At 65.8% G+C, this 22,859-nt stretch carries 24 protein-coding genes and 1 tRNA gene; 4 read left to right on the plus strand and 21 right to left on the minus strand.

Going from position 1 to position 22,859, the window contains the following annotated elements:
* Positions 1-57 precede the first annotated feature (57 nt).
* The 6 genes from RE429_RS12920 to plsX form a co-directional block, all read right to left on the minus strand.
* Positions 58-483, minus strand: a complete 426-nt coding sequence (locus RE429_RS12920) for a low affinity iron permease family protein (protein ID WP_414471169.1) — start codon at positions 481-483, stop codon at positions 58-60.
* 190 nt (positions 484-673) lie between these two features.
* Positions 674-750: transfer RNA gene (locus tag RE429_RS12925), tRNA-Asp, on the minus strand.
* 160 nt (positions 751-910) lie between these two features.
* On the minus strand, positions 911-1,405 hold the full coding sequence (locus tag RE429_RS12930) for a MerR family transcriptional regulator (protein ID WP_414474190.1): 495 nt from the start codon (positions 1,403-1,405) through the stop codon (positions 911-913).
* A 22-nt stretch (positions 1,406-1,427) separates the two neighbouring features.
* Positions 1,428-1,739 carry an integration host factor subunit alpha gene (locus tag RE429_RS12935; RefSeq protein WP_414471170.1) on the minus strand — a complete coding sequence of 104 codons (312 nt, stop codon included), beginning with the start codon at positions 1,737-1,739 and terminating at the stop codon, positions 1,428-1,430.
* A 128-nt stretch (positions 1,740-1,867) separates the two neighbouring features.
* Complete coding sequence (locus RE429_RS12940; protein ID WP_414471171.1) at positions 1,868-2,845, minus strand: beta-ketoacyl-ACP synthase III; 978 nt, start codon at positions 2,843-2,845, stop codon at positions 1,868-1,870.
* A gap of 13 nt (positions 2,846-2,858) precedes the next feature.
* Positions 2,859-3,893 (minus strand): phosphate acyltransferase PlsX, encoded by a 1,035-nt coding sequence (gene plsX / locus RE429_RS12945; protein WP_414471172.1) that lies wholly within the window; start codon positions 3,891-3,893, stop codon positions 2,859-2,861.
* 236 nt (positions 3,894-4,129) lie between these two features.
* Between plsX and RE429_RS12950 the strand changes: the two genes are divergently transcribed.
* On the plus strand, positions 4,130-5,209 hold the full coding sequence (locus RE429_RS12950) for an IS4 family transposase (RefSeq protein ID WP_414470626.1): 1,080 nt from the start codon (positions 4,130-4,132) through the stop codon (positions 5,207-5,209).
* Positions 5,210-5,315: 106 nt separating this feature from the next.
* Here RE429_RS12950 and RE429_RS12955 read toward each other — a convergent pair whose 3' ends face one another.
* Positions 5,316-5,831, minus strand: a complete 516-nt coding sequence (locus tag RE429_RS12955) for a YceD family protein (RefSeq protein ID WP_414471173.1) — start codon at positions 5,829-5,831, stop codon at positions 5,316-5,318.
* Positions 5,828-6,373: a ubiquinol-cytochrome C chaperone family protein gene (locus tag RE429_RS12960; protein ID WP_414471174.1), complete on the minus strand. Its 546-nt coding sequence runs from the start codon at positions 6,371-6,373 to the stop codon at positions 5,828-5,830. Before RE429_RS12960 ends, RE429_RS12955 begins: the two co-directional genes overlap by 4 nt.
* A 103-nt stretch (positions 6,374-6,476) precedes the next feature.
* On the opposite strand from RE429_RS12960, the gene RE429_RS12965 reads away from it, so the two are divergent.
* Positions 6,477-6,932 carry an outer membrane protein assembly factor BamE gene (locus tag RE429_RS12965; RefSeq protein ID WP_414471175.1) on the plus strand — a complete coding sequence of 152 codons (456 nt, stop codon included), beginning with the start codon at positions 6,477-6,479 and terminating at the stop codon, positions 6,930-6,932.
* Between the two features lie 117 nt (positions 6,933-7,049).
* Here RE429_RS12965 and RE429_RS12970 read toward each other — a convergent pair whose 3' ends face one another.
* From RE429_RS12970 to RE429_RS13025, 12 genes are all read right to left on the minus strand, one after another.
* Complete coding sequence (locus tag RE429_RS12970; protein ID WP_414471176.1) at positions 7,050-9,173, minus strand: sodium-translocating pyrophosphatase; 2,124 nt, start codon at positions 9,171-9,173, stop codon at positions 7,050-7,052.
* A 159-nt stretch (positions 9,174-9,332) separates the two neighbouring features.
* Complete coding sequence (locus tag RE429_RS12975) at positions 9,333-10,532, minus strand: MFS transporter (protein WP_414471177.1); 1,200 nt, start codon at positions 10,530-10,532, stop codon at positions 9,333-9,335.
* The gene (gene thiL, locus RE429_RS12980) at positions 10,507-11,514 is read right to left on the minus strand and encodes a thiamine-phosphate kinase (RefSeq protein ID WP_414471178.1); all 1,008 of its coding nucleotides are present in this window, start codon (positions 11,512-11,514) and stop codon (positions 10,507-10,509) included. The genes RE429_RS12975 and thiL overlap by 26 nt, the downstream gene beginning before the upstream one ends.
* A gap of 8 nt (positions 11,515-11,522) precedes the next feature.
* Positions 11,523-12,005, minus strand: coding sequence for a transcription antitermination factor NusB (nusB, locus tag RE429_RS12985; protein WP_370437216.1), 483 nt, complete (start codon positions 12,003-12,005; stop codon positions 11,523-11,525).
* A 2-nt stretch (positions 12,006-12,007) separates the two neighbouring features.
* Positions 12,008-12,496, minus strand: a complete 489-nt coding sequence (gene ribH, locus RE429_RS12990; RefSeq protein WP_414474191.1) for a 6,7-dimethyl-8-ribityllumazine synthase — start codon at positions 12,494-12,496, stop codon at positions 12,008-12,010.
* Positions 12,497-12,592: 96 nt separating this feature from the next.
* On the minus strand, positions 12,593-13,228 hold the full coding sequence (locus RE429_RS12995; RefSeq protein ID WP_414471179.1) for a riboflavin synthase: 636 nt from the start codon (positions 13,226-13,228) through the stop codon (positions 12,593-12,595).
* Positions 13,228-14,364 carry a bifunctional diaminohydroxyphosphoribosylaminopyrimidine deaminase/5-amino-6-(5-phosphoribosylamino)uracil reductase RibD gene (gene ribD, locus RE429_RS13000; RefSeq protein ID WP_414471180.1) on the minus strand — a complete coding sequence of 379 codons (1,137 nt, stop codon included), beginning with the start codon at positions 14,362-14,364 and terminating at the stop codon, positions 13,228-13,230. Before ribD ends, RE429_RS12995 begins: the two co-directional genes overlap by 1 nt.
* Positions 14,361-14,861 (minus strand): transcriptional regulator NrdR, encoded by a 501-nt coding sequence (gene nrdR / locus RE429_RS13005; RefSeq protein WP_414471181.1) that lies wholly within the window; start codon positions 14,859-14,861, stop codon positions 14,361-14,363. Before nrdR ends, ribD begins: the two co-directional genes overlap by 4 nt.
* 13 nt (positions 14,862-14,874) lie before the next feature.
* Positions 14,875-16,179 (minus strand): serine hydroxymethyltransferase, encoded by a 1,305-nt coding sequence (gene glyA, locus RE429_RS13010; RefSeq protein ID WP_414471182.1) that lies wholly within the window; start codon positions 16,177-16,179, stop codon positions 14,875-14,877.
* A 176-nt stretch (positions 16,180-16,355) separates the two neighbouring features.
* On the minus strand, positions 16,356-17,612 hold the full coding sequence (locus tag RE429_RS13015; protein WP_414471183.1) for a L,D-transpeptidase family protein: 1,257 nt from the start codon (positions 17,610-17,612) through the stop codon (positions 16,356-16,358).
* Between the two features lie 279 nt (positions 17,613-17,891).
* Positions 17,892-18,350 carry a DUF6163 family protein gene (locus RE429_RS13020; RefSeq protein WP_414471184.1) on the minus strand — a complete coding sequence of 153 codons (459 nt, stop codon included), beginning with the start codon at positions 18,348-18,350 and terminating at the stop codon, positions 17,892-17,894.
* Entirely contained in the window at positions 18,350-19,402 is a 1,053-nt protein-coding gene (locus RE429_RS13025) for an enoyl-CoA hydratase/isomerase family protein (RefSeq protein ID WP_414471185.1), read from the minus strand. The genes RE429_RS13020 and RE429_RS13025 overlap by 1 nt, the downstream gene beginning before the upstream one ends.
* 202 nt (positions 19,403-19,604) lie before the next feature.
* On the opposite strand from RE429_RS13025, the gene hemB reads away from it, so the two are divergent.
* A complete protein-coding gene (gene hemB / locus RE429_RS13030) occupies positions 19,605-20,648 on the plus strand; it encodes a porphobilinogen synthase (protein WP_414471186.1) in 1,044 nt (347 codons plus the stop codon).
* A gap of 31 nt (positions 20,649-20,679) precedes the next feature.
* Here hemB and RE429_RS13035 read toward each other — a convergent pair whose 3' ends face one another.
* The gene (locus RE429_RS13035) at positions 20,680-21,111 is read right to left on the minus strand and encodes a hypothetical protein (RefSeq protein WP_414471187.1); all 432 of its coding nucleotides are present in this window, start codon (positions 21,109-21,111) and stop codon (positions 20,680-20,682) included.
* A gap of 371 nt (positions 21,112-21,482) precedes the next feature.
* On the opposite strand from RE429_RS13035, the gene RE429_RS13040 reads away from it, so the two are divergent.
* Positions 21,483-22,853 carry a branched-chain amino acid ABC transporter permease gene (locus RE429_RS13040; protein ID WP_414471188.1) on the plus strand — a complete coding sequence of 457 codons (1,371 nt, stop codon included), beginning with the start codon at positions 21,483-21,485 and terminating at the stop codon, positions 22,851-22,853.
* Positions 22,854-22,859 lie beyond the last annotated feature (6 nt).

Raw genomic sequence — 22,859 nt, forward strand, 5'->3', positions numbered from 1 at the left:
ACCGAGTTCCCCTGCCGTGACAAGTGTTTGGGGCGCCCGAAAAAGAACCATTCCAAACTAAGATGTTGCCTGCTCGGCCGCATGGGCGGCCCTGCGATTGGCCTTCTCCTCCGCTCGATTGGCGGCACTTTCCGCCTTGGCCTTGGCCTCGCATTTGGCCCGAATCTCGTCCAGCTCCTCTTGCGTCAGGTGCTCGATGCCGATGAAGACGTTCTGGGCAGCGCTGGCCCGGATCAGCTCGTCGAGCTTGGCCTGAATCGCGGCTCCGTCCCGGTTCTGGGTGTTCTGAATCAGGAACACCATCAGGAAGGTCACGATCGTGGTGCCGGTATTCACCACCAGCTGCCACGTATCCGAAAACCCGAAGAGCGGGCCGGACAGGGCCCAGACGAGAATGATCAGGAGGCTGAGTGCGAAGGTGACGGGTCGCCCGGAGACCTGCGCCACCCAGTTGGAGAAGCTGGTGAAAACCTTCGAGACCATCGACACGACCCTACATCACGCCCGTCAGGCTCTCGTGCAGGTGGCATAAGAGCCGGGAACTCACTGGGAAATGCACAAGGTCCGAAAAAGTGCCACGCTTCGTGCGCATGGGGCAATCGAACCGCCCACACTCGCCCCGGGACGGGGGGCTGCCTGGAGCAGCCTGAAGATAGGGCATGGAGGGGGAAAGTGGCGCGGGCGACGGGGCTCGAACCCGCGACCTCCGGCGTGACAGGCCGGCACTCTAACCGACTGAGCTACGCCCGCGCATTGGACCGCCGAAGCGGTGTGTGGGTGCTTTAAGGGCCACCCTGTTCCCTGTCAAGCGGTTCCCTGCAGGTGTTTTCAGATCGACCTCAAAAACCTTCGCGGGGCCGTTGCGCGGTCTTTCCAAAGGAGCGGCTTCAGCCTGGAAAGATGCGAAATCCTATTCGGATGCAATCGTCTCGGCAGGGGCTTTGAGGGAGCGGAGCACCCGGTCGCACTCGATCAGCTCTTCGAGGGCGGCCTGCAGCCTGCGCAGCGATTCTTCAGGCAGGCCCGCTTCGGCCAAAACGGCTTCGGATTCGCCGTAGGACGGTTCGGCGAGGACGTCGGCGTCGCTCCCGACGGACTCGCTTGGCCCGGGACCGGACGAGGACACGCTCTCCTCGCCCCGCCCCACGGCCTGGACGAACCGGACGCCCTCCGCCTTGAGGATGCGCTGCACGCCCCTGATCGTATAGCCTTCGCCGTAAAGAAGATGACGGATCCCCTTCAGGAGATCCACGTCGTCGGGGCGGTAGTAACGGCGGCCGCCGCCGCGCTTCAGGGGCTTGATGTGGCTGAAGCGGGTTTCCCAGAAGCGCAGCACATGCTGCGGCACGTCGAGATCCTCAGCGACCTCGCTGATGGTGCGGAACGCGTCCGGGCTCTTGTCCATGGCGCCGCCGGCCATCGGGGCCTCAGTCCTCGCCCTCGACGGTTTCGCCGTTGATGTAGCCCTTAAGGACGTTGGACGGCTTGAACACCATGACCCGGCGCGGATCGATGGGAACTTCGACGCCGGTCTTGGGATTGCGGCCGACGCGCTCGCCCTTGCTGCGCACGACGAAGGAGCCGAAGGAGGACAGCTTGACGGTTTCGCCCGCGGCCAGGCTGTCGCAGATCTCCGCCAGGACCCGCTCGACCAGTTCCGCCGATTCGGTCCTCGAAAGGCCCACCTTCTGGTAGACGGCCTCGCTCAGATCCGCTCTCGTCACAGTTTTGCCAGCCATTGAGCTCCCCAAGCCAGAATGAGTTCTTTGGTCTTTCAATCAGTTAAGACGCTATGCAGATGGCTCCGTATGGTCAACCTTAGACTTGCCGTCAAGGGATTCCCATATAGACTGAATGGTCTATATTCCTACCACCGTATGAGCGCGCTGCCCCACGTAAAGCCGCCGCCGATCGCCTCGATCATGACGAGGTCTCCATCCTTGATCCGTCCGTCCTTGCGGGCCACGTCGAGGGCCAGCGGGATCGAGGCGGCCGAGGTATTGCCGTGCCGGTCGACGGTGATCACCACTTTGTCCGGCGCGATCCCGAGCTTCTCGGCGCTTGCGCTGATGATGCGCCTGTTCGCCTGATGCGGGACGAACCATTTCAGTTCCTCGGGTGTCGTGCCGCTGGCCTTGAACGCGTCCTGCACCACGTCGGCGACCATGCCCACGGCGAACTTGAACACCTCCCGGCCCTCCATCTTCAGGACGCCGGTGGTCTTCGTGGAACCCGGCCCTCCGTCGACATACAGCTTGTCGCGGTAGCGGCCGTCCGAGCGCAGATGCGAGGTCAGGACGCCGCGGTCGGTGGGCGTCCCCTCCCCCTCCTGCGCTTCCAGCACAAGCGCGCCGGCGCCGTCTCCGAAGAGCACGCAGGTGGTCCGGTCGGTCCAGTCGAGGATGCGCGAGAAGGTCTCGGCGCCGATCACGAGGGCGCGCTTGTGCGAGCCCGATTGCAGGAACTTGTCGGCGGTGGCGACGGCGTACACGAACCCGGTGCAGACCGCCTGCAGGTCGAAAGCCGCGCCGTGCGTGATTCCAAGGCCGCTCTGGATCATCGTCGCCGTGGACGGGAAGGTATGATCCGGCGTCGAGGTCGCACAGACGATCAGGTCGATATCCTGCGCGTCGAGCCCTGCATCGGCGAGCGCCGCCTCGGCGGCCTTGATGCCGAGAACCGACGTGGTTTCGCTGTCATCGGCGATATAGCGCTGCTCGATGCCCGTGCGCTGCACGATCCAGTCGTGCGTGGTGTCCACGATCTTCTCGAGATCCCGATTGGTCAGCTTACGTTTGGGCAGGTAGGAGCCGACCCCGCGCACAACGGAACGGATGCGTTTCAAGATACTACTTTCCTCAGGCCTCGTGCCCGACCGGACCATGCTCCAGCATGCCCCGGATCGTCTTCATCAATTCAAAATGCGCCATGTCGTAGGCCACGTCGATGGCACTGGCGAAGCCCAGATCGTCCGTGCCGCCGTGGCTCTTCACGACCACGCCCTCGAGGCCCAGGAAGAGACCGCCATTGACCTTGCGCGGGTCCATCTTGTCCCTGAGGGCGTTAAAGGCCTGTTTCGCGAACAGATAGCCGATCTTGGCCATCAGCGTGCGGCTCATGGCCGAGCGGAGATACTGGCCGATCTGCTTGGCCGTTCCCTCGGCGGTCTTCAAGGCGATATTGCCCGTAAAACCCTCGGTGACGACCACGTCCACCGTCCCCTTCCCGATATCGTCGCCTTCCACGAAGCCGCGGTACTCGAGATAGGGAGCGTCCATCTCCCTGAGAATACGGCCGGCTTCCTTGACCGCCTCGATTCCCTTGATTTCCTCGGTGCCGACATTGAGCAGCCCCACCGTCGGCCGCTCCAGATCGAACACGATCCGCGCCATGGCGGCGCCCATGATGGCCATGTCCACCAGATGCCCCGCATCCGCCCCGATGGTGGCGCCCACGTCGAGCACGATGCTCTCGCCGCGCATGGTCGGCCACATGGCGGCAATCGCCGGACGCTCGATATGGGCCATGGTCTTCAGGCAGATCTTGGCCGTGGCCATCAGGGCGCCGGTGTTGCCGGCGGAGACGGCGGCGTCCGCCTCTCCGTCCCGAACCGCCTGGACGGCCTTCCACATGGAGGACTTGCCGCGGCCCATGCGGATCGCCTGGCTCGGCTTCTCGTCCATTCCGATGGAGATCTCGGTATGGTGAAGCTCGGTCGCAGCCTTGAGCTTGGGATGGGCATTCAGAAGGGGCGCGATCAGCGCCTCGTTGCCGAACATGAGGAAGCGGATGTCGGGATGGCGCTCGAGGGCCAGGGCCGCACCAGGGATGACGATCGACGGGCCGTGGTCCCCCCCCATCGCATCGAGCGAAATACGCACTGGCTTCGACATAACCGCTTATTCTTTCTTTCGGCTTGGACAGGGGGCGGAAAATACCTTTTTGCGACAGCATCGCAACCGAATTCTAGAGCATCGAACGCAAAAGTGGGTAGCGGTCTTGCGTGAAAAGATGCTCGACAACAGAGACTTACAGCATCGGATGTGGGTTCGATCACAGTACACGACAGTCTGGTGGTGGACGGTGCGATCTGGTGGAGTAGCGGATTCTTCGCCAAAAGGATCCTGCTATGCCGATCTGTCTTCGCACCGCCCTGATGCGGACTTTAGCGCCGCACCTGGGTCTGAGCCAATCCCGTCTGGAAACCGCCTGCCTGTTTCTGGTCGCGCTGATCCAGGGCCGCACGGTCAACCTGACCCATGTCGCCAGCCAGTTTCCCGGACCGGCCCGCTATGCCTCGAAATACCGTCGCCTGCAACGCTTCTTCCAGGTTGTGCGCTTCGACCAAACGGTGGTGGCCGCCCTGGTGGTCCGCATGCTCAACCTGTCGCGGCCGAAATGCCTGGCGCTCGACCGCACGCACTGGAAGATCGGCCGCCGCGACATCAACATCCTGGTGCTGGCCATCGTCACGCGCCGCTTCCGGGTGCCGCTGCTGTGGAGCGTTCTCACCCATCCGGGCAACAGCACCAGCGCCCAGCGCATGGCCCTGATGCGGCGCTATCTGGCCCGGTTTGGGCCCGACACCATCGAGCTGCTGCTGGCCGACCGTGAGTTCATCGGGGCCGACTGGATCAAGTTCCTGATCGACCACGACATTCCGTTCGCCATCCGGGTCAAGGAGGACTTGCGCCTGGCGCTCGCCGACCGGCAGCTGTGGTCGATCCGGACCCTGTTGCGCACCAAGCGCGCACGCCACCTCATCCACACCGTCGACGTGTTCCTGCCCGACCACCCGACCCCGCTGCGGCTCGCCGCCCGCCGGATCAAAAGCGGCCAATGGCTCGTCGTGCTGACCAACCGCACCGATCCGCGCCGGGCGTTGCAGACCTATCGCCGGCGCTGGGCGATCGAATGCCTGTTTGCCGAGGCCAAGACGCGCGGCTTCAACCTGGAGGATACGCACCTGGCCGATCCGGGCAAGATCGAAACCTTGACCGCCCTTCTGGCGCTCACCATCACCTGGGTTTACGCCACCGCGTCGCGCACCATGGGGCTCAAGGCCATCCCACGAAAAGTCCATGGCCGGCGCGCGAAGTCATGGTTCCGCACCGGCCTCGATACCCTCAGGCAGGCGCTCTTCAACACCCCTCACATCGCCGCAAACGCATGGACGGCAAAATGTCCGATCAGGCTCAAAGCAACATGAGTCGTGTACTGTGGGGTTCGATGTCACGTCCGATGCGGGAGAGCCCCCACGGAGGCGGGCCGCGGGAGCCACGCCCCCGCAAGCCATTGTTCCGGAACGCTTCCGCTTACTCGTCGGCCTTGAGTTTGCCAAGCGCCGCGAAGGGCGAATCCTTGCCGTCGCCCGGGTCGCGATAGTCGAAATCCACCCCCGGCTTGCGCGGGTAAGGATCGAGGCCGAGCGCCAGGAACTCGGCGGTCAGCGCCCCCAGATCGATCTGGCCGTTGACGATCTCGTCCGGCGGCTCGTATTCGTTGATATCGGTCGGCGGCTCGGCCGGCATCCCGGAGGGTTCCGCGAAATCCACCTCGACCTCCTCCTCGATATCCGAATCGAACGGGTCAAGGGTGACGACGCAGACCTGCGTGATGGACGCTTTGACGACCCCGGTGACGTGGATGCCCTTGGCGGTGTTGTCGAGCTTGAAGTCGCCCGCGAGCGCCCGGATGCCCGGCAGCCCGAAATCCTTGGCGAGGGCGTCCCTCTCCTCGGCGCTCGCCTCCACGTGGATCTCCTGCCCGCGCGGCGGGATGTTCATGACGTCCACGAGGCGCGACAAGGGACCAACGGTTTCAGGAGTCATCGGCTTCCCTCCTCTGAGAAGGCCTCGGGCGCCGGGAAGGCGGGCGAGGATTCGAGTAACATCTCCAGCGTGACGGCTTTAAGGCTCTCGTCCGCCGCCAGGGCATAACGCGCGAGCCCCCGGGCAGGTGCATCGCCGCCGAGGGCGTTGCGTCCGAGGGCCTGGGCCAGCTCGGTCCCGTTGCCGGCGTTGAAGGCCGGGTCATAGGCCTGGGCCCTGCCGTAGAAGGCGGCGGCCACCTTCTTCATGCGTTTGGGCACGACGGTGTCGCCGACACCCATCTCCCGCAGGGAGGCGTCCATGTCCCGGAAAAAGGCATCCGTGAGATCCTTCGCCACGTCGTCGGCGGGAGGCGGAAGATCCCTCAAAGCCCGCAGGGCGAGGATCATGTGCAGCGAGAGGGATTCGAAGCGCCCCTCGAGACTGTCCGGGATGCCGAGTGCCGCATAGAGCCCCGGAACGCGGGAGGCATCGGCGATTCTCGCATAGAGAGCCGCGATGGTCGTGCGCCGGGGATCCTTGCGGAAGAGACTGAATATCACAGCCTTTTCCCTTCCAAGCTTGTCAAAATCGAAACCTCGGGTTACGCCATCAGGATCCATAGGCGCAAGCTCATCCGCGCCGCATTCCTGGAAGAACCGTACAATGCGTCGATATCATACTCTTTTGGTACGCTTGGCTACTGCGACTTTCCTGGCCACCTCGGTTGCGGCCTGCACGATGGGTGAGGAATTTGCCCGCGGATATCAGCTCGACGAGAACGCCGTGAACCAGGTGAAGAAGGGCATGAGCGCCGACCAGGTACTCCAGACCCTCGGCACTCCCTCGACGGTGTCCACCGTCGGCAACAAGAGCTGGTACTATATCAGCCAGAAATCCCGCCGCACGTTCCAGTTCATGGGCGAAACCGTCGTGGACCAGCGGGTCACCGCCGTCTATTTCGACAGGAATCTGCGCGTGGAGCGTGTTGGCCTCTACGGCATTCAGGACGGCCAGGTCTTCGACTTCATCAGCCGCACCACTCCCTCCGGCGGCGCGGAAACGAGCTTCCTCGGCCAGATCCTCAAGGGCACGAACAACTTCAACCCGTTCGGAACCTGAGACGGAAAGTCCTATCCAGCGAGAAGGCCGGGTCGAGCGCCCGGCCTTTTTCTTTGTCGGGCTCACGAAAAACCCGCGGCATGGGCCGCGGGTCTGACGGACGCCCCGTCTTCGGGCTTACGAATGCGCCAGGATCGCCAACAGCAGAAGGGCGATGATGTTGGTGATCTTGATCGCCGGGTTCACGGCCGGTCCGGCCGTATCCTTGTAGGGGTCGCCGACCGTATCGCCGGTCACGGAGGCCTTGTGAGCCTCAGAGCCCTTGTGATGGGTCGCGCCGGAGGCGTCGGTGAAGCCGTCCTCGAAGGATTTCTTGGCGTTGTCCCAGGCGCCGCCGCCGGACGTCATCGAGATCGCGACGAAGAGACCCGTCACGATCACGCCGAGCAGCATCGCCCCGACCGCCGAGAAGGCCTGGGACTTCCCGGCCACCCAGTAGATCACGAAATAGGTCACGATCGGCGCCAGCACCGGCAGGAGCGAGGGCACGATCATTTCCTTGATCGCGGCGCGGGTGAGCATGTCCACCGCGCGGCCGTAATCCGGGCGGTCGGTTCCCGCCATGATGCCCGGCCTCTCCCGGAACTGACGGCGGACTTCCTCCACAACCGCGCCCGCCGCCCGGCCCACCGCCGTCATGGCGATGCCACCGAACAGGAACGGAATGAGGCCGCCGAACAGCAGGCCCACCACCACGTAGGGATTGGTGAGCGAGAAGTCCGGAGCCACGCCCTGGAAATAGGGATACTGCTCCGCGTTCTTCGTGAAATAGGTCAGGTCCGAGGTATAGGCCGCGAAGAGCACGAGTGCGCCCAGTCCCGCCGAGCCGATCGCGTAGCCCTTCGTGACGGCCTTGGTGGTGTTGCCCACGGCGTCCAGAGCGTCCGTTGACCTGCGCACCTCCTTGGGCAGGCCCGCCATTTCTGCGATGCCGCCCGCATTGTCCGTCACCGGGCCGAAGGCGTCGAGGGCGACGATCATGCCCGCGAGGGCCAGCATGGCCGTGACCGCGATCGCGATGCCGAAGAGGCCCGCGAGCTTGAACGCCACGATGATGCCCGCGATGATCACGATGGTCGGCAATGCGGTGGATTCCAGAGAAACCGCGAGGCCCTGGATCACGTTGGTGCCGTGCCCCGTCACGGACGACTGGGCGATCGAGCGCACCGGACGGAAGCCGACGCCGGTGTAGTATTCGGTGATGACGACGATGAAGGCGGTCACCAACAGACCGATGATCGCACACCAGAACAGGGCCTGACCGGTAAACTCGGTGCCCTCGATCGGGCCGAAGCCGATCATCTGCCAGGTCACGAGCGCGATCGCGATCGCGGACAGGATGCCGGTCGCGATGAGGCCCTTGTAGAGGGCCCACATGATCGACTCGTTCTGGCCGAGCTTCACGAAGAACGTGCCGATGATCGAGGTGACGATGCAGGCAGCCCCGATGGCGAGCGGATACAGGAGCATCGAGTCGAGAATGCTCTGCCCGCCGAAGAAGATCGCCGCCAGCACCATGGTGGCGACCACGGTCACCGCATAGGTCTCGAACAGGTCCGCGGCCATGCCGGCGCAGTCGCCGACATTGTCGCCCACGTTGTCGGCGATGGTGGCCGGGTTGCGCGGATCGTCCTCGGGAATGCCCGCTTCCACCTTGCCCACGAGGTCGCCGCCGACATCCGCGCCCTTGGTGAAGATGCCGCCGCCGAGACGGGCGAAGATGGAGATCAGCGAAGCGCCGAAGCCCAGCGCCACGAGGCTGTCGATGACGGTGCGGCTGTCGGGGGCGAGGCCATCGATCCGGGTGAGATAGCCGAAGTAGAGAGCCACGCCGAGCAGTGCGAGACCGGCCACGAGCATGCCGGTGACCGCGCCCGCCTTGAAGGCCACGTCCAGTCCGCCGCCGAGGGATTGCGTTGCGGCCTGTGCGGTGCGGACATTGGCGCGAACGGCGACGTTCATGCCGATGAAGCCCGCCGCCCCGGACAGGATGGCGCCGATGGCGAAGCCGATGGCGACGCGGATGCCGAGGAAGTAGGCGATGATGGCGAACAGCACCACCCCCACGATTGCGATCGTCGAATATTGCCTGCGGAGATAAGCTTTTGCGCCTTCGGCAACCGCGCCTGCGATTTCCTGCATGCGCTGAGAACCGGCGTCGCGCTTCATCACGTCGCTGATGGCCCAGAGGCCATACGCAATCGAGAGAAGCCCGCCCAGAATAATAAGGGTGAGTGCCATCGTGCCATCCTTGTTATGGGAAAGCAGAAAGCCGCTCTTCAAGGCCTGACGTCAGGCCTTGAACGGCCACCACCCCCAGCGAACTTCATATTTGGTTGCAAAAAACTAGGCCGTTCGCAACGATACTTCCCGCCCAACTCACAGGAAGACCTTTAGACTTTATGCGGGTACGGTCCGCCACGCCTTCTGCTGCCAAGCTAGCAGAAGTAGAGCGACGGCAACGGGCGGGAAGACCATCCAGTTCACGGTCTCCCAGCCGCCCGCGTTGAGGAGCTTCCCCGACGAGAAGGAGGCGACGGCAACCGAGCCGAAGACCAGGAAATCGTTGGCCGCCTGGACCTTCGTGCGCTCCTCCGGCCGGTAGCAATCGGTCACCATGGCGGTCGCGCCGATGAAGCCGAAATTCCAGCCGAGCCCTAAGAGGATGAGCGTGGCCCAGAAATGGGCCAGGTCGATGCCGGACAGGCCGATGACGGCCGACACGGCGATGAGGCACAGCCCCGCCGCGGTCACCGGCTCCTTGCCGAAGCGTGCGATGAGACGCCCGGTGAAGAAACTCGGGCCGAACATGGCCAGGATGTGCCAGCGGATGCCGGAGGCCGCATCGCCGACGCTATGCCCGCATCCCACCATGGCCATGGGCGCGGCGGTCATGACGAAACTCATGAGCGCATAGGACACGAGGCCCGCCACGACCGCGACGACGAACCGGGGCTGCGCCACGATCTCGCTCAACGGCCTGCCGCCCGCTTTCGGGGCCGCGCTCACCGGCACGGGCTTGAGGAACGACACGACCGCCATGGACATGAGGGCCAGCGCCGCCTGCCCCAGGAACGCCCCCGAGAACGGCGCGGACGGCGCGGCGTCCTGGAGCCAGATGACCGTCTGAGGCCCGATGAACCCGGCCGCGATGCCGCCCATCATGACCCAGGAAATCGCCCGCGCCTTGAAGGATTCGGAGGCGGCGTCGGTCGCCGCGAAGCGATAGCTCTGGTTGAAGGAGCCGTACATGCCGATGACGGTCGTGCCCAGGCAGAACAGCAGGAAGCTGGTGGAGACGATGCCGAAGGCCGCGAGGCATCCGCCGAAGAGGCCGATGCCCGCTCCGACGATATAGCCGATGCGCCGCCCCACCCGCCGCATGAGCATGGCGGCGGGAATCGTGCCGAGCGCCAGGCCCAGATTGAGCAGGCTCACGGGAAGCGTGGCGAGTTCCTTGTTGTCGGCGAGCGTCTGCCCGACGAGGCCGCCGAGGGAGACGACGATGGCGGGGCTCGAACCGCCGAGCGCCGTCGCCATGGCGAGAACGACGGCATTGCGCTTCGCAAGCGCGTCAGAAGTGGGAGAATGAGCCTGCATCGTAGCGTCTTTCAGCACCCTGCATCCGAAAGACCGCGGCTTCATGCCCGTCGACGACTCGGCCTATGGCGGACACCATGACGCCCACGCTATCGGCCTCTTTCACGAAACTGTCGAGATTCTTTTCCGGCAGCGTGCAGAGAATCTCGTAATCGTCCCCGCCCGTGACGGCCAGGTCGAAAAGCCCGGGATCGGCGGCGACGGCCTTTCGGGCAGCGGGCGAGAGCGGCACCGTTTTTGCCTCGACGATGGCCGAAACGCCGCTTGCCCGCATCATCTTGGCAAGATCGCCCGCAAGCCCGTCCGACACGTCCATGGCGGCATGGGCATGCTCCCGCACCGCCCGGGCGAGCCGGTGGCGCGGCTGCGGATGGAGATAGCGGTCGGCCAGATGCGCCCTCTCCTCGGGCGACAGGTTCCCGGCCCATGCCGGAGCCCGTCGGAGCTTCAGTCCCAGCGCCGCGTCGCCGATCGTGCCGGTCACGCAGATCACGTCACCCACCCGCGCATTCGTGCGGCGGACCATCGTTCCGGCCGGCACCTCTCCGAGAGCCGTGACCGAGAGGGTGAGCCCGCCGCTTGCCTTGACCGTATCTCCGCCGAGGAGCGGGCAGGAGAAATCGCGCGATGCCTGCCCGAGGCCCGACGCGAAGGCGGCAAGCCATTCCTCGGTCCAGGCTTCGGGGAGGGCGAGGCTCAGGAGAAACCCCACCGGCTCCGCCCCCTTGGCGGCGAGATCCGACACGTTCACGCCGAGCGCCTTGCGGGCGATGGAGGCAGGGGCATCCTCCGGGAGGAAATGGACCGACTCGACCAGGGCATCCGCCGTCAGCACGAGATCGTGCCCCGGCCTCGGGGACAGGCAGGCGGCGTCGTCCTTCAGTCCGAGACCGCCCTCGCCCGCCAGCGGCGCGAAGAAACGGGCGATCAGGCTGTCCTCGCCGGGACGCCCGTTTGAGCCATGGCCTGACGGTTCCGCCATTCGGAGCCTCAGCGTTTGCCCTGCCCGGCCGCCTTCTTCTCCAGCTCGCCGGGGCGAACTTCGCGGGTCAGCGTGTCGAGCACCGCGTTCACGAGTCCGGGCTCATCCTCGCCATAGAAGCCGTGGGTCACGTCCACATATTCGGTGATCACGACCCGGGCCGGGACATCCTTGCGGAACATGAGCTCGTAGCCGCCCGCGCGCAGAATGGCGCGCAGCACGGCCTCGACGCGGCGCAGGGGCCAGCCCTCGGAAAGAGCCTTGTCGATCTTCACGTCGATGGGGCGCTGGTTCTGGACCACGCCGGAGATGACATTGCGGAAGAATTCGATGTCGGACGGCTTGAACTCGATGCCTTCCACCTCGCGTCCGATCCAGAAGGCCTCGAACTCGGCGAGCGCGTCCGTGACGGTCTTGCCGGAGAGATCCATCTGGTAGAGAGCCTGGACGGCAGCGAGGCGAGCGGCCGAGCGCTCTGCAGGCTTCGTCATGATCAGGCCTCCAGTCGTTGCTTGATGCGCAGGACGGCGAGCGCCGCTTCCACGGCACCCGCACCCTTATTCAATTCGCTCACGCTCGCCCGGGTCCAGGCCTGCTCGTCATTCTCCACCGTCAGGATGCCGTTGGCGAGCGGGATCTTGCGGGCGACCGACAGATCCATCAACGCCCGGGCGCTCTCGCCCGCCACGATGTCGTAATGCCCCGTCTCGCCGCGGATCACGCAGCCGAGCGCCACGACGGCATCGTAGGGTTTGCCGGCCTTTTCGGCGGCATCGAGCGCGATGGCGACGGTCGCCGGAATTTCGAGCGCGCCGTCGAGGGTCAGCACCTCCGTCTTCGCCTGGGCCGCCTCGGCCGCGCCTTGCGCGCCGCGCAGCAGCTCGTCTGCGATATCGTCATAGAACCGCGCTTCGACGATCAGGATGCGGGCGCCGGGGACCGGCGGACGGGAGCCTTGCGGCTTTTCGGAATGCGAGACCATGGGACAGTCCTTCATCCTCTCCTGGCCGGAGAGGTTCGGCGCCGAACGGGCGGCGTCGATCGATTTGGGTGAAACACGAATGAGATGGACGTTCCCCTACTCCGCCCGGCGTGCCTCCGCAAGCCGTGCCGCGTAGCGGGCCATGAGGTCGACCTCCAGGTTGAGGCTGTCGCCCTCCCGGCGCTCGCCCCAGGTCGTCACCGCGAGCGTATGCGGGATGATGAGCACGGAGAAGAGATCGCCGTCGACCGAATTGACGGTGAGCGACGTGCCGTCGAGGCATACGGAGCCCTTCTCCGCGATGAACCGCGCAAGAGCCGACGGCGCCCGGATGACGAAGCGCGCGGTCGGCCCCCAGGGATCGTCCCCGGCGGTGATCGCCTCCCGGGCCACGATGGTGGCGAGGCCGTCCACGTGGCCGGTCACGATATGGCCGCCGAGTTCGTCGCCGATCTTGAGAGAGCGCTCCAGGTTGATCCGCGTTCCCGCCTTCCATTCGCCCACCGTGGTGCGGTCCAGCGTCTCCGCCGCCGCGTCCACGTCGAACCAGCAGCCGCCCTCGCGCGCGCCGACGGCCACGACCGTCAGGCAGGGTCCTCCGCAGGCGATGGAGGCGCCGAGCGCAATGGTCTCAGGATCGTAGGAGGCATGGATGCGCAGGCGCTTCAGGGTGCCCTGCGCCCCTTCCTCGGACACGACCTCGCCGATATCGGTCACGATTCCCGTAAACATCAGGGCTTCTCCCAGAACATGAAAAGATCGGAGCCGACCTGTTCGTCGGCGTAAAGGTCGAGGGCGTCCATGCGGTCCTGCAGCGACAGCCCGAGGGCCGGCACATCGCCCTCGCCGCGCGCGGAACGGCCGGTGACCAGGGTCAGCTCGTCGATGAGATCGACCCGGGCCAGCGCATCGGCAAGCCCCGGCCCGCCTTCGCAGAACAGCCGGGTCAGCCCGCGGGTCCCGAGCAGGGTCAGGGCCTCGGACAGCGACACATGCCCGCCCTCGTCCGCGACCCGCAGCACCTCGACGCCCCTCGCGATGAGGGCGCGCTCCGCCTCCACGGGCGCGGCGAGGGTGGCGACGATCCAGGTCGGGATCTCGCGGGCGCCTGCGACGATGCGGGCCGTCAGGGGTGTGCGCAGGTGCGAGTCGAGCACGATGCGGATGGGCGAGCGGCCCTCGAGGCCGGGCAGGCGCACGTTGAGCAGCGGATCGTCGGCCAGGATCGTGCCGACCCCGACCATGACGGCATCCGCATGGGCACGCATCAGATGCACCTTCGCGTTGGCGATATCCCCCGTGATCATCAGGCGCGGTCCGTTGCGCGACCCCGCCAGGCCCTCGGTCGTGCGGGCGAGCTTCACGGCGACGGCGGGCCGTCCCTTCGTGACGCGGGTGATGTGCCCGCGATGGGCGCGGCGCGCCAGAGGCTGAAGGCAGCCGGCCACCACCGCGATTCCGGCGGCGCGCAGCCGGGCGTGGCCCAGCCCGGCGACACGGGCATCCGGGTCCTCGACGGCGGAGACCACGCGGGCGATGCCCGCCTCCACGACCGCATCGGCGCAGGGAGGCGTCCGGCCATGATGGGAGCATGGCTCCAGGGAGACGTAGAGCGTCGCCCCCCTCGCCCGCTCGCCGGCCGCCGCGAGCGCGACCCGCTCCGCATGCGGACGCCCGCCCGGCTGGGTCGCCCCTTGGGCGACGATGACAGGAGCATCCCCGCTCTCGTCCACCACGACGGCGCCCACGGAAGGGTTGGGCCAGGTGAGGCCGAGATTGCGCTCGCCGAGCGCGATGGCGAGGCGCATGAAGCGCTCGTCCCACCGGTGCCGTTCCGAATCCCGATCCTGTGCGCCGGACGAACTCATCGCTCGGACTGCACGGGCTTCTTCTGGAGAGGCGGAGCGTCCTCCGGCTCTTCCGCCAGCTTCCCGAGAATCTCCTCGAAATCCTTGGCCTCGCGGAAGTTCTTGTAGACGGAGGCGAAGCGCACATAGGCCACGTCGTCCAGGGCCTTGAGGCCCTCCATGACGAGTTCGCCCACGGTTTCGCTCGGCACCTCGCCGTCGCCCATGCTTTCGAGCTGGCGCACGATGCCGTTGATCATGCGCTCGACGCGCTCGGGATCGACCGAGCGCTTGCGCAGGGCCACATCCACCGATTGCTGGAGCTTGTCCCGGTCGAAGGGCACGCGCCTCCCTGAGCGCTTCACCACAGTGAGCTCGCGCAGCTGCACGCGCTCGAAGGTCGTGAAGCGGCCACCGCAATCCGGACAGACGCGGCGGCGGCGGATGGAGGAGGAATCGTCCGTCGGCCGGGAATCCTTCACCTGGGTGTCGAGACTCCCGCAATAGGGACAGCGCATGGTCGTTCCGGGCTTATGCGTAGATCGGGAAGCGGCGGGTCAGCTCGTGCACGCGGACCTTCACCGATTCCTCGACCGGGGCGTTGGCTTCCTCACCGTGCCGGGCAAGACCGTCGAGCGCCTCGACGATCAGCTCGCCGACCTTCCGGAATTCGGCCACGCCGAAGCCGCGCGAGGTGGCGGCGGGGGTGCCGAGGCGGATGCCGGAGGTCACCATCGGCTTCTCGGGATCGAAGGGCACGCCGTTCTTGTTGCAGGTGATGTGGGCGCGGCCCAGAGCCGCCTCGGCCGCCTTGCCGGTGAGCTTCTTCGGGCGCAGGTCCACCAGCATCAGATGGTTGTCCGTGCCGCCCGCCACAATGGCGTAGCCGCCGGCCAGCATGGTGTCGGCGAGCACCTTGGCGTTCTCGACCACCGCGTGGGCATAGAGCTTGAACTCGGGGCGCAGGGCCTCGCCGAAGGCCACGGCCTTGGCGGCGATCACATGCATGAGCGGGCCGCCCTGGAGGCCGGGGAAGATCGCAGAATTGACCTTCTTGGCGATGTCCTCGTCATTGGTGAGGATCATGCCGCCGCGCGGGCCGCGCAGGGTCTTGTGCGTGGTGGTGGTGACCACGTGGGCATGGGGGAACGGCGACGGATGCGCGCCGCCCGCCACGAGACCGGCGAAGTGGGCGATATCGACCATGAAGAAGGCACCGACCTCGTCGGCGATCTCGCGGAAGCGGGCGAAGTCCCAGAACCGGGAATAGGCCGAGCCGCCGGCCACGATCACCTTCGGCTTGTGCTCGCGGGCGAGGCGGGCGACCTCGTCCATGTCGATGATCTGATCGCTCTCGCGGACCTTGTAGCTCACCACGTTGAACCACTTGCCGGACATGTTCACGGGCGAGCCGTGGGTCAGGTGGCCGCCGCAGGCGAGGTCCAGGCCCATGAAGGTGTCGCCCGGCTTCATGAGCGCCATGAACACGGCCTGGTTGGCCTGGGAACCGGAATTGGGCTGGACGTTGGCGAACCTGCAGTCGAAGAGGCGCTTGGCGCGCTCGATGGCGAGCTCCTCGGCCATGTCGACGAACTGGCAGCCGCCGTAATAGCGGCGGCCCGGATAGCCTTCCGCGTATTTGTTGGTCATCACCGAGCCCTGGGCCTCCAGGACCGCGCGGGAGACGATGTTCTCGGAGGCGATCAGCTCGATCTCGTCGCGCTGGCGGCCGAGCTCGAGCCCGATGGCGCGGGCGATCTCGGGATCGCTGTCGGCGAGGCTGGCCGAGAAAAAGCTGTTGGACAGGTGATTTCTTGCTGCTTCGCTCGCGCTCATGGTCGTTCTCGCCTTGCTGTGAGCCCCGCCTGAAGGTGCTCCATTCCCGATGGCCCAGGCCTTTATCATGGGGAACCCGAGCGCGCCAAGCCGCTCCAGGGACTTGTGGACGCGAGCCCTGAAAAGCAACAGCCCGCCTGTGAGGCGGGCTGTCGACTTTCCGGGATCCGAAAGCCTTAGTTCTGGAGGAACATTTCCTCGTCCGGCTCGGTCGGGGTGCGGCTCGCCACCGGGATGGAGGCGCCGAGACCGTCCTTGTTGTAGATGTCGTCGCGGAACTGCACGAGCCCGTCCGGGGTCGCCCAGGCTGTCATGTAGATCCAGTGGATCGGCACCGGCTGGGCCAGACGCGCGTCGACCCGGTCGCCCGACTTGAACGTGGCGTCGATTTGCTCGCGGCTCCAGCCGGGGGTGTCCTTCAGGAGCCACTCGATATAGTCGCGCACGTTCTGCACGCGGATGCAGCCCGAGGACACGAAGCGGAAATCGTCGCCGAAGATGCCCTTCGAGGGCGTGTCGTGCATGTACACGCCGTGCTGGTTCGGAATGTTGATGCGCACGAAGCCCATGGAGTTGAGCTCGCCGCCCGGTTCCTGGCGGAAACGGTAGCGGGTCGCCTCGTCAGAGAACCAGTTGACCTGGGACGGGAGGATTTCCCGGTCGCCGCTGAAGATGCGGATCTTGTTGTCCGTGAGGTAGTTCGGCTCCTTCTGCATCTTCGGGATCAGATCCTTCTTGATGATCGAAGCGGGCACGGTCCAGTAGGGGTTGAAGTTGACCTCGACCACCTTGGTGTTCAGAAGCGGAGACTGGCGGTCGCTCTTGCCGACGCCGGCGGCGTGGCGGGTGTGGACCATGCCGCCCTCGACCGTCTCCACGAGCGCGGCCGGGATGTTGGCGACCACGTAGCGGTTCGGCAGGCCGCCGGCCACGAGGCTGCGCAGGCGCGCCACGTTGATCTCAAGCTGGCGGATGCGGATGTCGACAGGCACGTTCATGGCGGCCACGGTCGCGGCCGTCACGGTGCCCGTGGAGCTGATGCCGTGCCGGGCCTGGAAGCGGCGCACGCCGGCCTCGACATAGGAATCGTAGATCGGCGATTCGCCCGCCGACTGATCGAGATCGCCCGTGATGATAAGGCGCTGGCGCAGAGCCGCCACGGCCGGGCTCTTGGAGCCGACGCGCAGGCCCTGCACGCCCTGGACGGGCTGCCATCCGCCGCGGGCGGCGATGTTCCGGTAGTACTCGATCATCTGCTCGGTTGCGGCCAGGGATTCCTGGGAGAGCATCGGAGTCGAGGTCCGCTGCACGCGGGTGCGCGAGACGGCTTCGTAATTCTGCGACCACTCGGCCTGGGTCTGCGCCATGGCGACGCTGGCCGGTGTGAGGACAAGGGCAAGCGATCCTGTCAGGAGGGTACGGCGGGACAACATGAGCGCAGGCTCTTCTCGGTTAGGTGTGGCTCGGCGACGGGAAGCGTCAGGACCCTCGTCCGGAGCACCCCCGCTCCCAGCGAAAACTGCCGGGATAGAATTAAGGAACGGTATCGAAAACGTAGAACTTCGGGGCCGTTTTATGGCAAAATTGTCCTCGGCTCCGACTTCAGCCCTCGCGACCGGCCTCTCCCGCGATGTATCTCCGAACTGTGTTCTTGAGGATACACTTCTCTGTGAGGCGCTCGCCTCCGCGGAACCCGGCCGCATGGGCCTCGCCTACTCCTCCTGCGCCGCGAGCCAGGACACCGCCACATAGACCGCCACGAGAGTGAGGAAGAACACGATCGTGAGGATGCCGCTGGAGACGATGCCTGGGAAGAAGGCCGCGAGGATCAGATGGCTCATGACGGCCAGGAGCCACATGATCCCGCCCCAGGTGCTCGCCATCCACAGGCCGACCGCCGCGATCAGATCGATCAGGGCGAAGTAGATGATCATCGCCTGGTAACCCGTCGAACGGGCCTCGAACTGCCCGGCGGGCGTCCAGATCCCCAGGATCACCGACCAGGAGCTGAGCCCCTTCATGATCCAGATGATCGCGAGCACCCGCATGAACCAGGTCAGGACGAAGCTCCAGCGCATGGAGGCGGGTGCCGCCGGGCGCTCCTCGATCCGGTCCGAGAGATAGTCCCGCGCGGCTTCCTGCGCTGCACCGTGGTTGCCGTTCCGGGGCATCAGCGGGTCTCCAGCTCAAGGGGGCCCAGGCCCGCGAAGTAGCGCTCGACCGCTTCCCGCGTCACGCCGTCGAGAGAGGCCGGGTCCCAGCGGGGCCGATTGTCCTTGTCGACCAGAACCGCCCGGACGCCCTCGAAGAAGTCCTTGCCGTCGCCGATCCGGGAGACGATTCGGAACTCGGTCCTCATGGCCTCCTCGAAGGACAGGGAGGCACCCCGGCGGACCTGCTCGAAGGCGATGCTCATGCTGGTCGGGGACTTGGCGCGCATGCCCGCCGCCGTCTTCGACGCGAATTCGCTGCCCTTGCCCGCCGCCTCGTCGAGGCGCTCCAGCACGCCGGCGACGCTCCCGGCCGCGAAACAGAATTCGATGACCGCGCGCTCCGGGCTCAACGGCGCGGGCCCGGGATCGAAGGAGGCCTTCGCCAGCGCCTCGTCCACCGGATCGCCCGCGATCAGGGCCTGGCGCAGGGGCTCCATCGCGGCGCCCGGGACCGCATGGGTGGCAAGGCCGAGCATCAGCGCATCGGCCTGTTTCACCCGCTCGCCGGTCAGCGCCAGATACATGCCGGTCCGGCCGGGAAGGCGCGGCAGGGCATAGGTCGCGCCCACATCGGGAAAGAAGCCGATGCCGACTTCCGGCATCGCGAAGAGATAGCCCTCGCCCGCAACGCGGTGGGATCCGTGCAACGACACGCCGACGCCGCCGCCCATGACGATGCCGTCGATGAGGGAGACATAAGGCTTCGGGTAGCGCTTGATCCGGATGTTGAGCTGATATTCCTCGCGCCAGAACGCGAGCGCTTCGTCGCGCTCGCCGGCCTGCAGGAGATCGGTGAGGCGGCGGATGTCGCCACCGGCGCAGAACGCCTTCCCGCCGGCGCCCTGGACGACGATGCGGGAGACCTCCGGGTCCGTGGCCCAGGCATCGAGGGCCCGGCGCATCTCACGCACCATGGTCAGGGTCAGGGCGTTGAGGGCGCGGGGACGATTGAGCGTGATGATGCCGGCGGCACCGTGCTTTTCGCATGTCACTTCCGCGTTCTCGTCCATGGAGCGCCTTTCCCTGCTTCGGCCCGAATGCCCGTCCTGGCGATTAAACAGCGCCCAAGGTTACCGTCAATGCATGGCAGCCCTGTCTGTTTTCCCTCAGGAATGTCCCGGATGCGACGCCGAACCCTTTTTTAGAGCGATTTAAATGTGCTACCCCTCTCGGCATGCGCCGGCGCAGCGAAGCCGGCTCTGGATGAGGATTATGTCGAAACTGTCGCCGTTCCCCCGCCCTGCCGCACCGGAAGCTGCTTCCTCCCTGAATTTGTCCCACCGCCTGCGACGCAACCGCAAGGCCGAGTGGTCCCGGCGGCTGGTGCGCGAGAACGTGCTGACGACGAACGACCTGATCTGGCCCCTTTTCGTCGTCGAAGGCGAGAGCGGTCGGCATCCGGTCGCGTCCATGCCGGGCGTCGAGCGCCTGACCATCGGCGAAGTGGTGAAGGAGGCCGAGCGCGCCGCCGCCCTCGACATCCCCGCCCTCGCGCTCTTTCCCTATACCGACCCGGCGCTTCGCGATCCGACCGGCTCGGAATCCCTGAACAGCCGCAATCTCGTGAATCGCGCCGTGCGCGAGATCAAGCGGGCCGTGCCCGAAATCGGCGTGATCACGGACGTCGCGCTCGATCCCTATACCAGCCACGGCCATGACGGCGTGATGGACGGCGACCGCATCCTCAACGACGAGACGGTGGCGCTGCTCGCCCGGCAGGCCGTGCTCCAGGCTGAGGCGGGCTCCGACGTCATCGCGCCCTCCGACATGATGGACGGACGCGTGGGCGCGATCCGCGCGGCCCTCGACGCAGCCGGGTTCCAGGACGTGCAGATCATGGCCTATGCGGCGAAATACGCCTCGGCCTTCTACGGCCCGTTCCGCGACGCCATCGGGACCAGCGCCACGCTGATCGGCGACAAGCGCACCTACCAGATGGATCCGGCCAACACGCACGAAGCCATGCGCGAGGTCGCCCTCGATCTCGAGGAAGGCGCGGATATGATCATGGTCAAGCCCGGCATGCCCTATCTCGACATCGTCCAGCGGGTGAAGGAAACCTTCGCGGTCCCGACCTTCGCGTACCAGGTGTCGGGCGAATATGCGATGATCCAGGGCGCGGCCAATAACGGCTGGATCGACGGCGAGCGCGCCATGATGGAGAGCCTGCTGGCCTTCAAGCGCGCGGGCGCCGACGGCGTCCTCACCTATTTCGCGCCCCGCGTCGCGGAGCAGCTAAAGAAGGCTCGAGCCTGACCCCATTCTCGCAATCGGCATGACGGACCTGTCAGTCCAGGTCTGTCGCGCTGATGAGTTTTCCCCTGCGTTCCTCGATCATGAGCGGCTCATTGCCGAACGAGCATGTGGTCCCCTGATTGCCACAGATGGCGGCGAACCAACCACGGCTTCTCGTTCCACCCTTCTTCCTGACCGTGATGTCCAGGAAACCTCCGCTGCAGCCGTGCACCTGCTCGACCCTGACGTTGGCGCCGGTCCATTCCTCTTCGGGACCTTTGAGCGTGAGAAGGACGGCTGCCCCGATCCGTGGCTTGGAAAAGAGCGTGTAGCCCTCCATGTCGAATGCGATCAGACCCGGGGCAACCCAGCCGGACCCCTTATAGAGCACCTGCTGATTGTCCGCGCCATAATCCGCCCAGTGGGGATCGTGGATCAATAGCCACCCGTTTCTCGCGCCGATCACCTGAAACTCCGGCTGCATATCATCTTCCGGGTTGGTTCCGGATATCCGCGCCACGATGGGAAAATTCCGCCCCGGCCCCGCTCTGAGATTCGCTCCTCCGGGATTCAGGTTCCGCAAGTATGCGTGAATCGAGCAGAGACTCGTCCCGTGGCTGAATCCGGGGGCCTCGGCGGCGACCGCTGGAACCTGGGAGTTGTCAAGCCAAGGGTCCACCCAAGCCTCCTCGGAACGGACTTCAGCGTGAAAAACCCAGAACGTAAAAGAGATTGCAATCACTCCTACGACAGCTACACATTTCGGATTCATCGGCCCTCTCCGTGCGGCTCGCGGAATCGATACAATATTACTAAACTGGTGCATCTGAGCAAAGCAAGAAGCTGAAACCTTTGGTGTCCACGCAATATTCAGAGCTGCACAGGGCCAAGGGCATGTTCCGCATCCTGGCCCTTGTCGTCTCCCTTGTCCTGCTGAACGGGTGCGGCCTGTCCATCGATGCGGATCAGGCGCGCATATGCCGATCCACCCTGCCGGCGCTCAATCCGGGCGCAGCGATTACGGTCCAGCGCATCCAGGAAGGCCCGGCTCCGCGGAGCCTGACGGTGCTCTACTCGGCCGAATCGCCGGATCGTCCCCCGCTCGACCGCTATGTCGTCTGCACCTTCGCGGCCGAGGGCCTTTCCCTCAACAAGGCCGAACTGACCGGGCTCGCCACCGAGGAAGGCCCGATCTCGGGCGCAAGCCTCTACATGCTCAAGCACTACTATCTCGAAACGCCCGAGGGCATCGCGGCGGATCCGGGCAGCCCGCCGGACGCGGCGCTGATCGAGCTTCCGGCCGGATTCGCCTATTGGCTGCAGCAGCTTCTGGTGAGCCTCCCGCGCACGGCGATCTATGCCCTTTTGTCCGTGGCCTTCGCCCTGGTCTTCGGCCTGAGCGGGCGCGTCAACCTGGCCTTCGGGGAACTCGCGGCCGCGGGATCGGCCGCCACCGTCACGGGTGCGGCCGTCGTCATCGTGTCGGGCCTGAACTCACCGCTTCTCGGACTCGCGGCGGGGCTCGCGGGCGCCGTCTTCGCGGGCGCGATGCACAGCGCCGTCGGCGGATATTTCACCATCAGCCGCATCACCGCGGCCAGCTCCCAACCGAGCCTCATCGCGACGGTCGGCCTCTCGCTCTTCCTGATGGAATACTTGCGTCTCGTCCAGAGCCCGGTGACGATCTGGCTGCCGCCCATCTGGGCCGATGCATGGCCCCTGGCCCGGGCGGGAAACTTCCTTGTCAGCCTCACGCCCATCAGCGTCATGACGGCGGGGACCGGGCTGATCGCCGCGCTCGGGCTCCTGTGGCTGATGAAGGCGACGGCCTTTGGACGGGCGTGGCGGGCGGTGGCGGACGATGCCCGTGCGGCGGCGATCATGGGCGTCAACGGCCCTCGCCTTCTGACGCAGACGCTTGCTCTTGCGGGAGGCATGGCGGGCCTCTCGGGCATGCTGATCGTCGTGCAGTACGGAGGCCTGGGCTTTGCGGGCGGATTTCAGTATGGCCTGAAGGCCCTGATCGGCGCGGTGATCGGCGGCATCGGCTCGGTGCCGGGGGCGCTGCTCGGCGGGTTCGTCATCGGGTTGTTCGAAACCGTCTGGTCGGCTTATCTGCCGATCGAGGGGCGGGACATCGCCCTCTATGCGTCGCTCGCCGTCTTCCTGATCTTCCGGCCGGGCGGATTGCTGGGCTTTCAGGACACGACGCCAAGAAACGTCTAAGGATGA

It is taken from the genome of Microvirga sp. M2 (assembly GCF_047497095.1).
Taxonomy (GTDB): Bacteria; Pseudomonadota; Alphaproteobacteria; order Rhizobiales; family Beijerinckiaceae; genus Microvirga.

Excerpts from the sequence above, each read along its gene's own strand:
- ribH (WP_414474191.1), bottom strand. The coding sequence starts at position 12,496 with ATGGTCTCGCATTCCGAAAAGCCGCAAGGCTCCCGTCCGCCGGTCCCC.
- ribD (WP_414471180.1), bottom strand. The coding sequence starts at position 14,364 with ATGAGTTCGTCCGGCGCACAGGATCGGGATTCGGAACGGCACCGGTGG.
- RE429_RS12935 (WP_414471170.1), bottom strand. The coding sequence starts at position 1,739 with ATGGCTGGCAAAACTGTGACGAGAGCGGATCTGAGCGAGGCCGTCTAC.
- RE429_RS12955 (WP_414471173.1), bottom strand. The coding sequence starts at position 5,831 with ATGACTCCTGAAACCGTTGGTCCCTTGTCGCGCCTCGTGGACGTCATG.
- glyA (WP_414471182.1), bottom strand. The coding sequence starts at position 16,179 with ATGAGCGCGAGCGAAGCAGCAAGAAATCACCTGTCCAACAGCTTTTTC.
- RE429_RS13025 (WP_414471185.1), bottom strand. The coding sequence starts at position 19,402 with ATGGACGAGAACGCGGAAGTGACATGCGAAAAGCACGGTGCCGCCGGC.
- nrdR (WP_414471181.1), bottom strand. The coding sequence starts at position 14,861 with ATGCGCTGTCCCTATTGCGGGAGTCTCGACACCCAGGTGAAGGATTCC.
- RE429_RS13035 (WP_414471187.1), bottom strand. The coding sequence starts at position 21,111 with ATGCAGCCGGAGTTTCAGGTGATCGGCGCGAGAAACGGGTGGCTATTG.
- RE429_RS12975 (WP_414471177.1), bottom strand. The coding sequence starts at position 10,532 with ATGCAGGCTCATTCTCCCACTTCTGACGCGCTTGCGAAGCGCAATGCC.
- plsX (WP_414471172.1), bottom strand. The coding sequence starts at position 3,893 with ATGTCGAAGCCAGTGCGTATTTCGCTCGATGCGATGGGGGGGGACCAC.
- hemB (WP_414471186.1), top strand. The coding sequence starts at position 19,605 with ATGTCGAAACTGTCGCCGTTCCCCCGCCCTGCCGCACCGGAAGCTGCT.
- RE429_RS12930 (WP_414474190.1), bottom strand. The coding sequence starts at position 1,405 with ATGGACAAGAGCCCGGACGCGTTCCGCACCATCAGCGAGGTCGCTGAG.
- RE429_RS13020 (WP_414471184.1), bottom strand. The coding sequence starts at position 18,350 with ATGCCCCGGAACGGCAACCACGGTGCAGCGCAGGAAGCCGCGCGGGAC.
- RE429_RS12995 (WP_414471179.1), bottom strand. The coding sequence starts at position 13,228 with ATGTTTACGGGAATCGTGACCGATATCGGCGAGGTCGTGTCCGAGGAA.
- RE429_RS12965 (WP_414471175.1), top strand. The coding sequence starts at position 6,477 with ATGCGTCGATATCATACTCTTTTGGTACGCTTGGCTACTGCGACTTTC.
- RE429_RS12950 (WP_414470626.1), top strand. The coding sequence starts at position 4,130 with ATGCCGATCTGTCTTCGCACCGCCCTGATGCGGACTTTAGCGCCGCAC.
- thiL (WP_414471178.1), bottom strand. The coding sequence starts at position 11,514 with ATGGCGGAACCGTCAGGCCATGGCTCAAACGGGCGTCCCGGCGAGGAC.
- RE429_RS12970 (WP_414471176.1), bottom strand. The coding sequence starts at position 9,173 with ATGGCACTCACCCTTATTATTCTGGGCGGGCTTCTCTCGATTGCGTAT.
- RE429_RS12920 (WP_414471169.1), bottom strand. The coding sequence starts at position 483 with ATGGTCTCGAAGGTTTTCACCAGCTTCTCCAACTGGGTGGCGCAGGTC.
- nusB (WP_370437216.1), bottom strand. The coding sequence starts at position 12,005 with ATGACGAAGCCTGCAGAGCGCTCGGCCGCTCGCCTCGCTGCCGTCCAG.
- RE429_RS13015 (WP_414471183.1), bottom strand. The coding sequence starts at position 17,612 with ATGTTGTCCCGCCGTACCCTCCTGACAGGATCGCTTGCCCTTGTCCTC.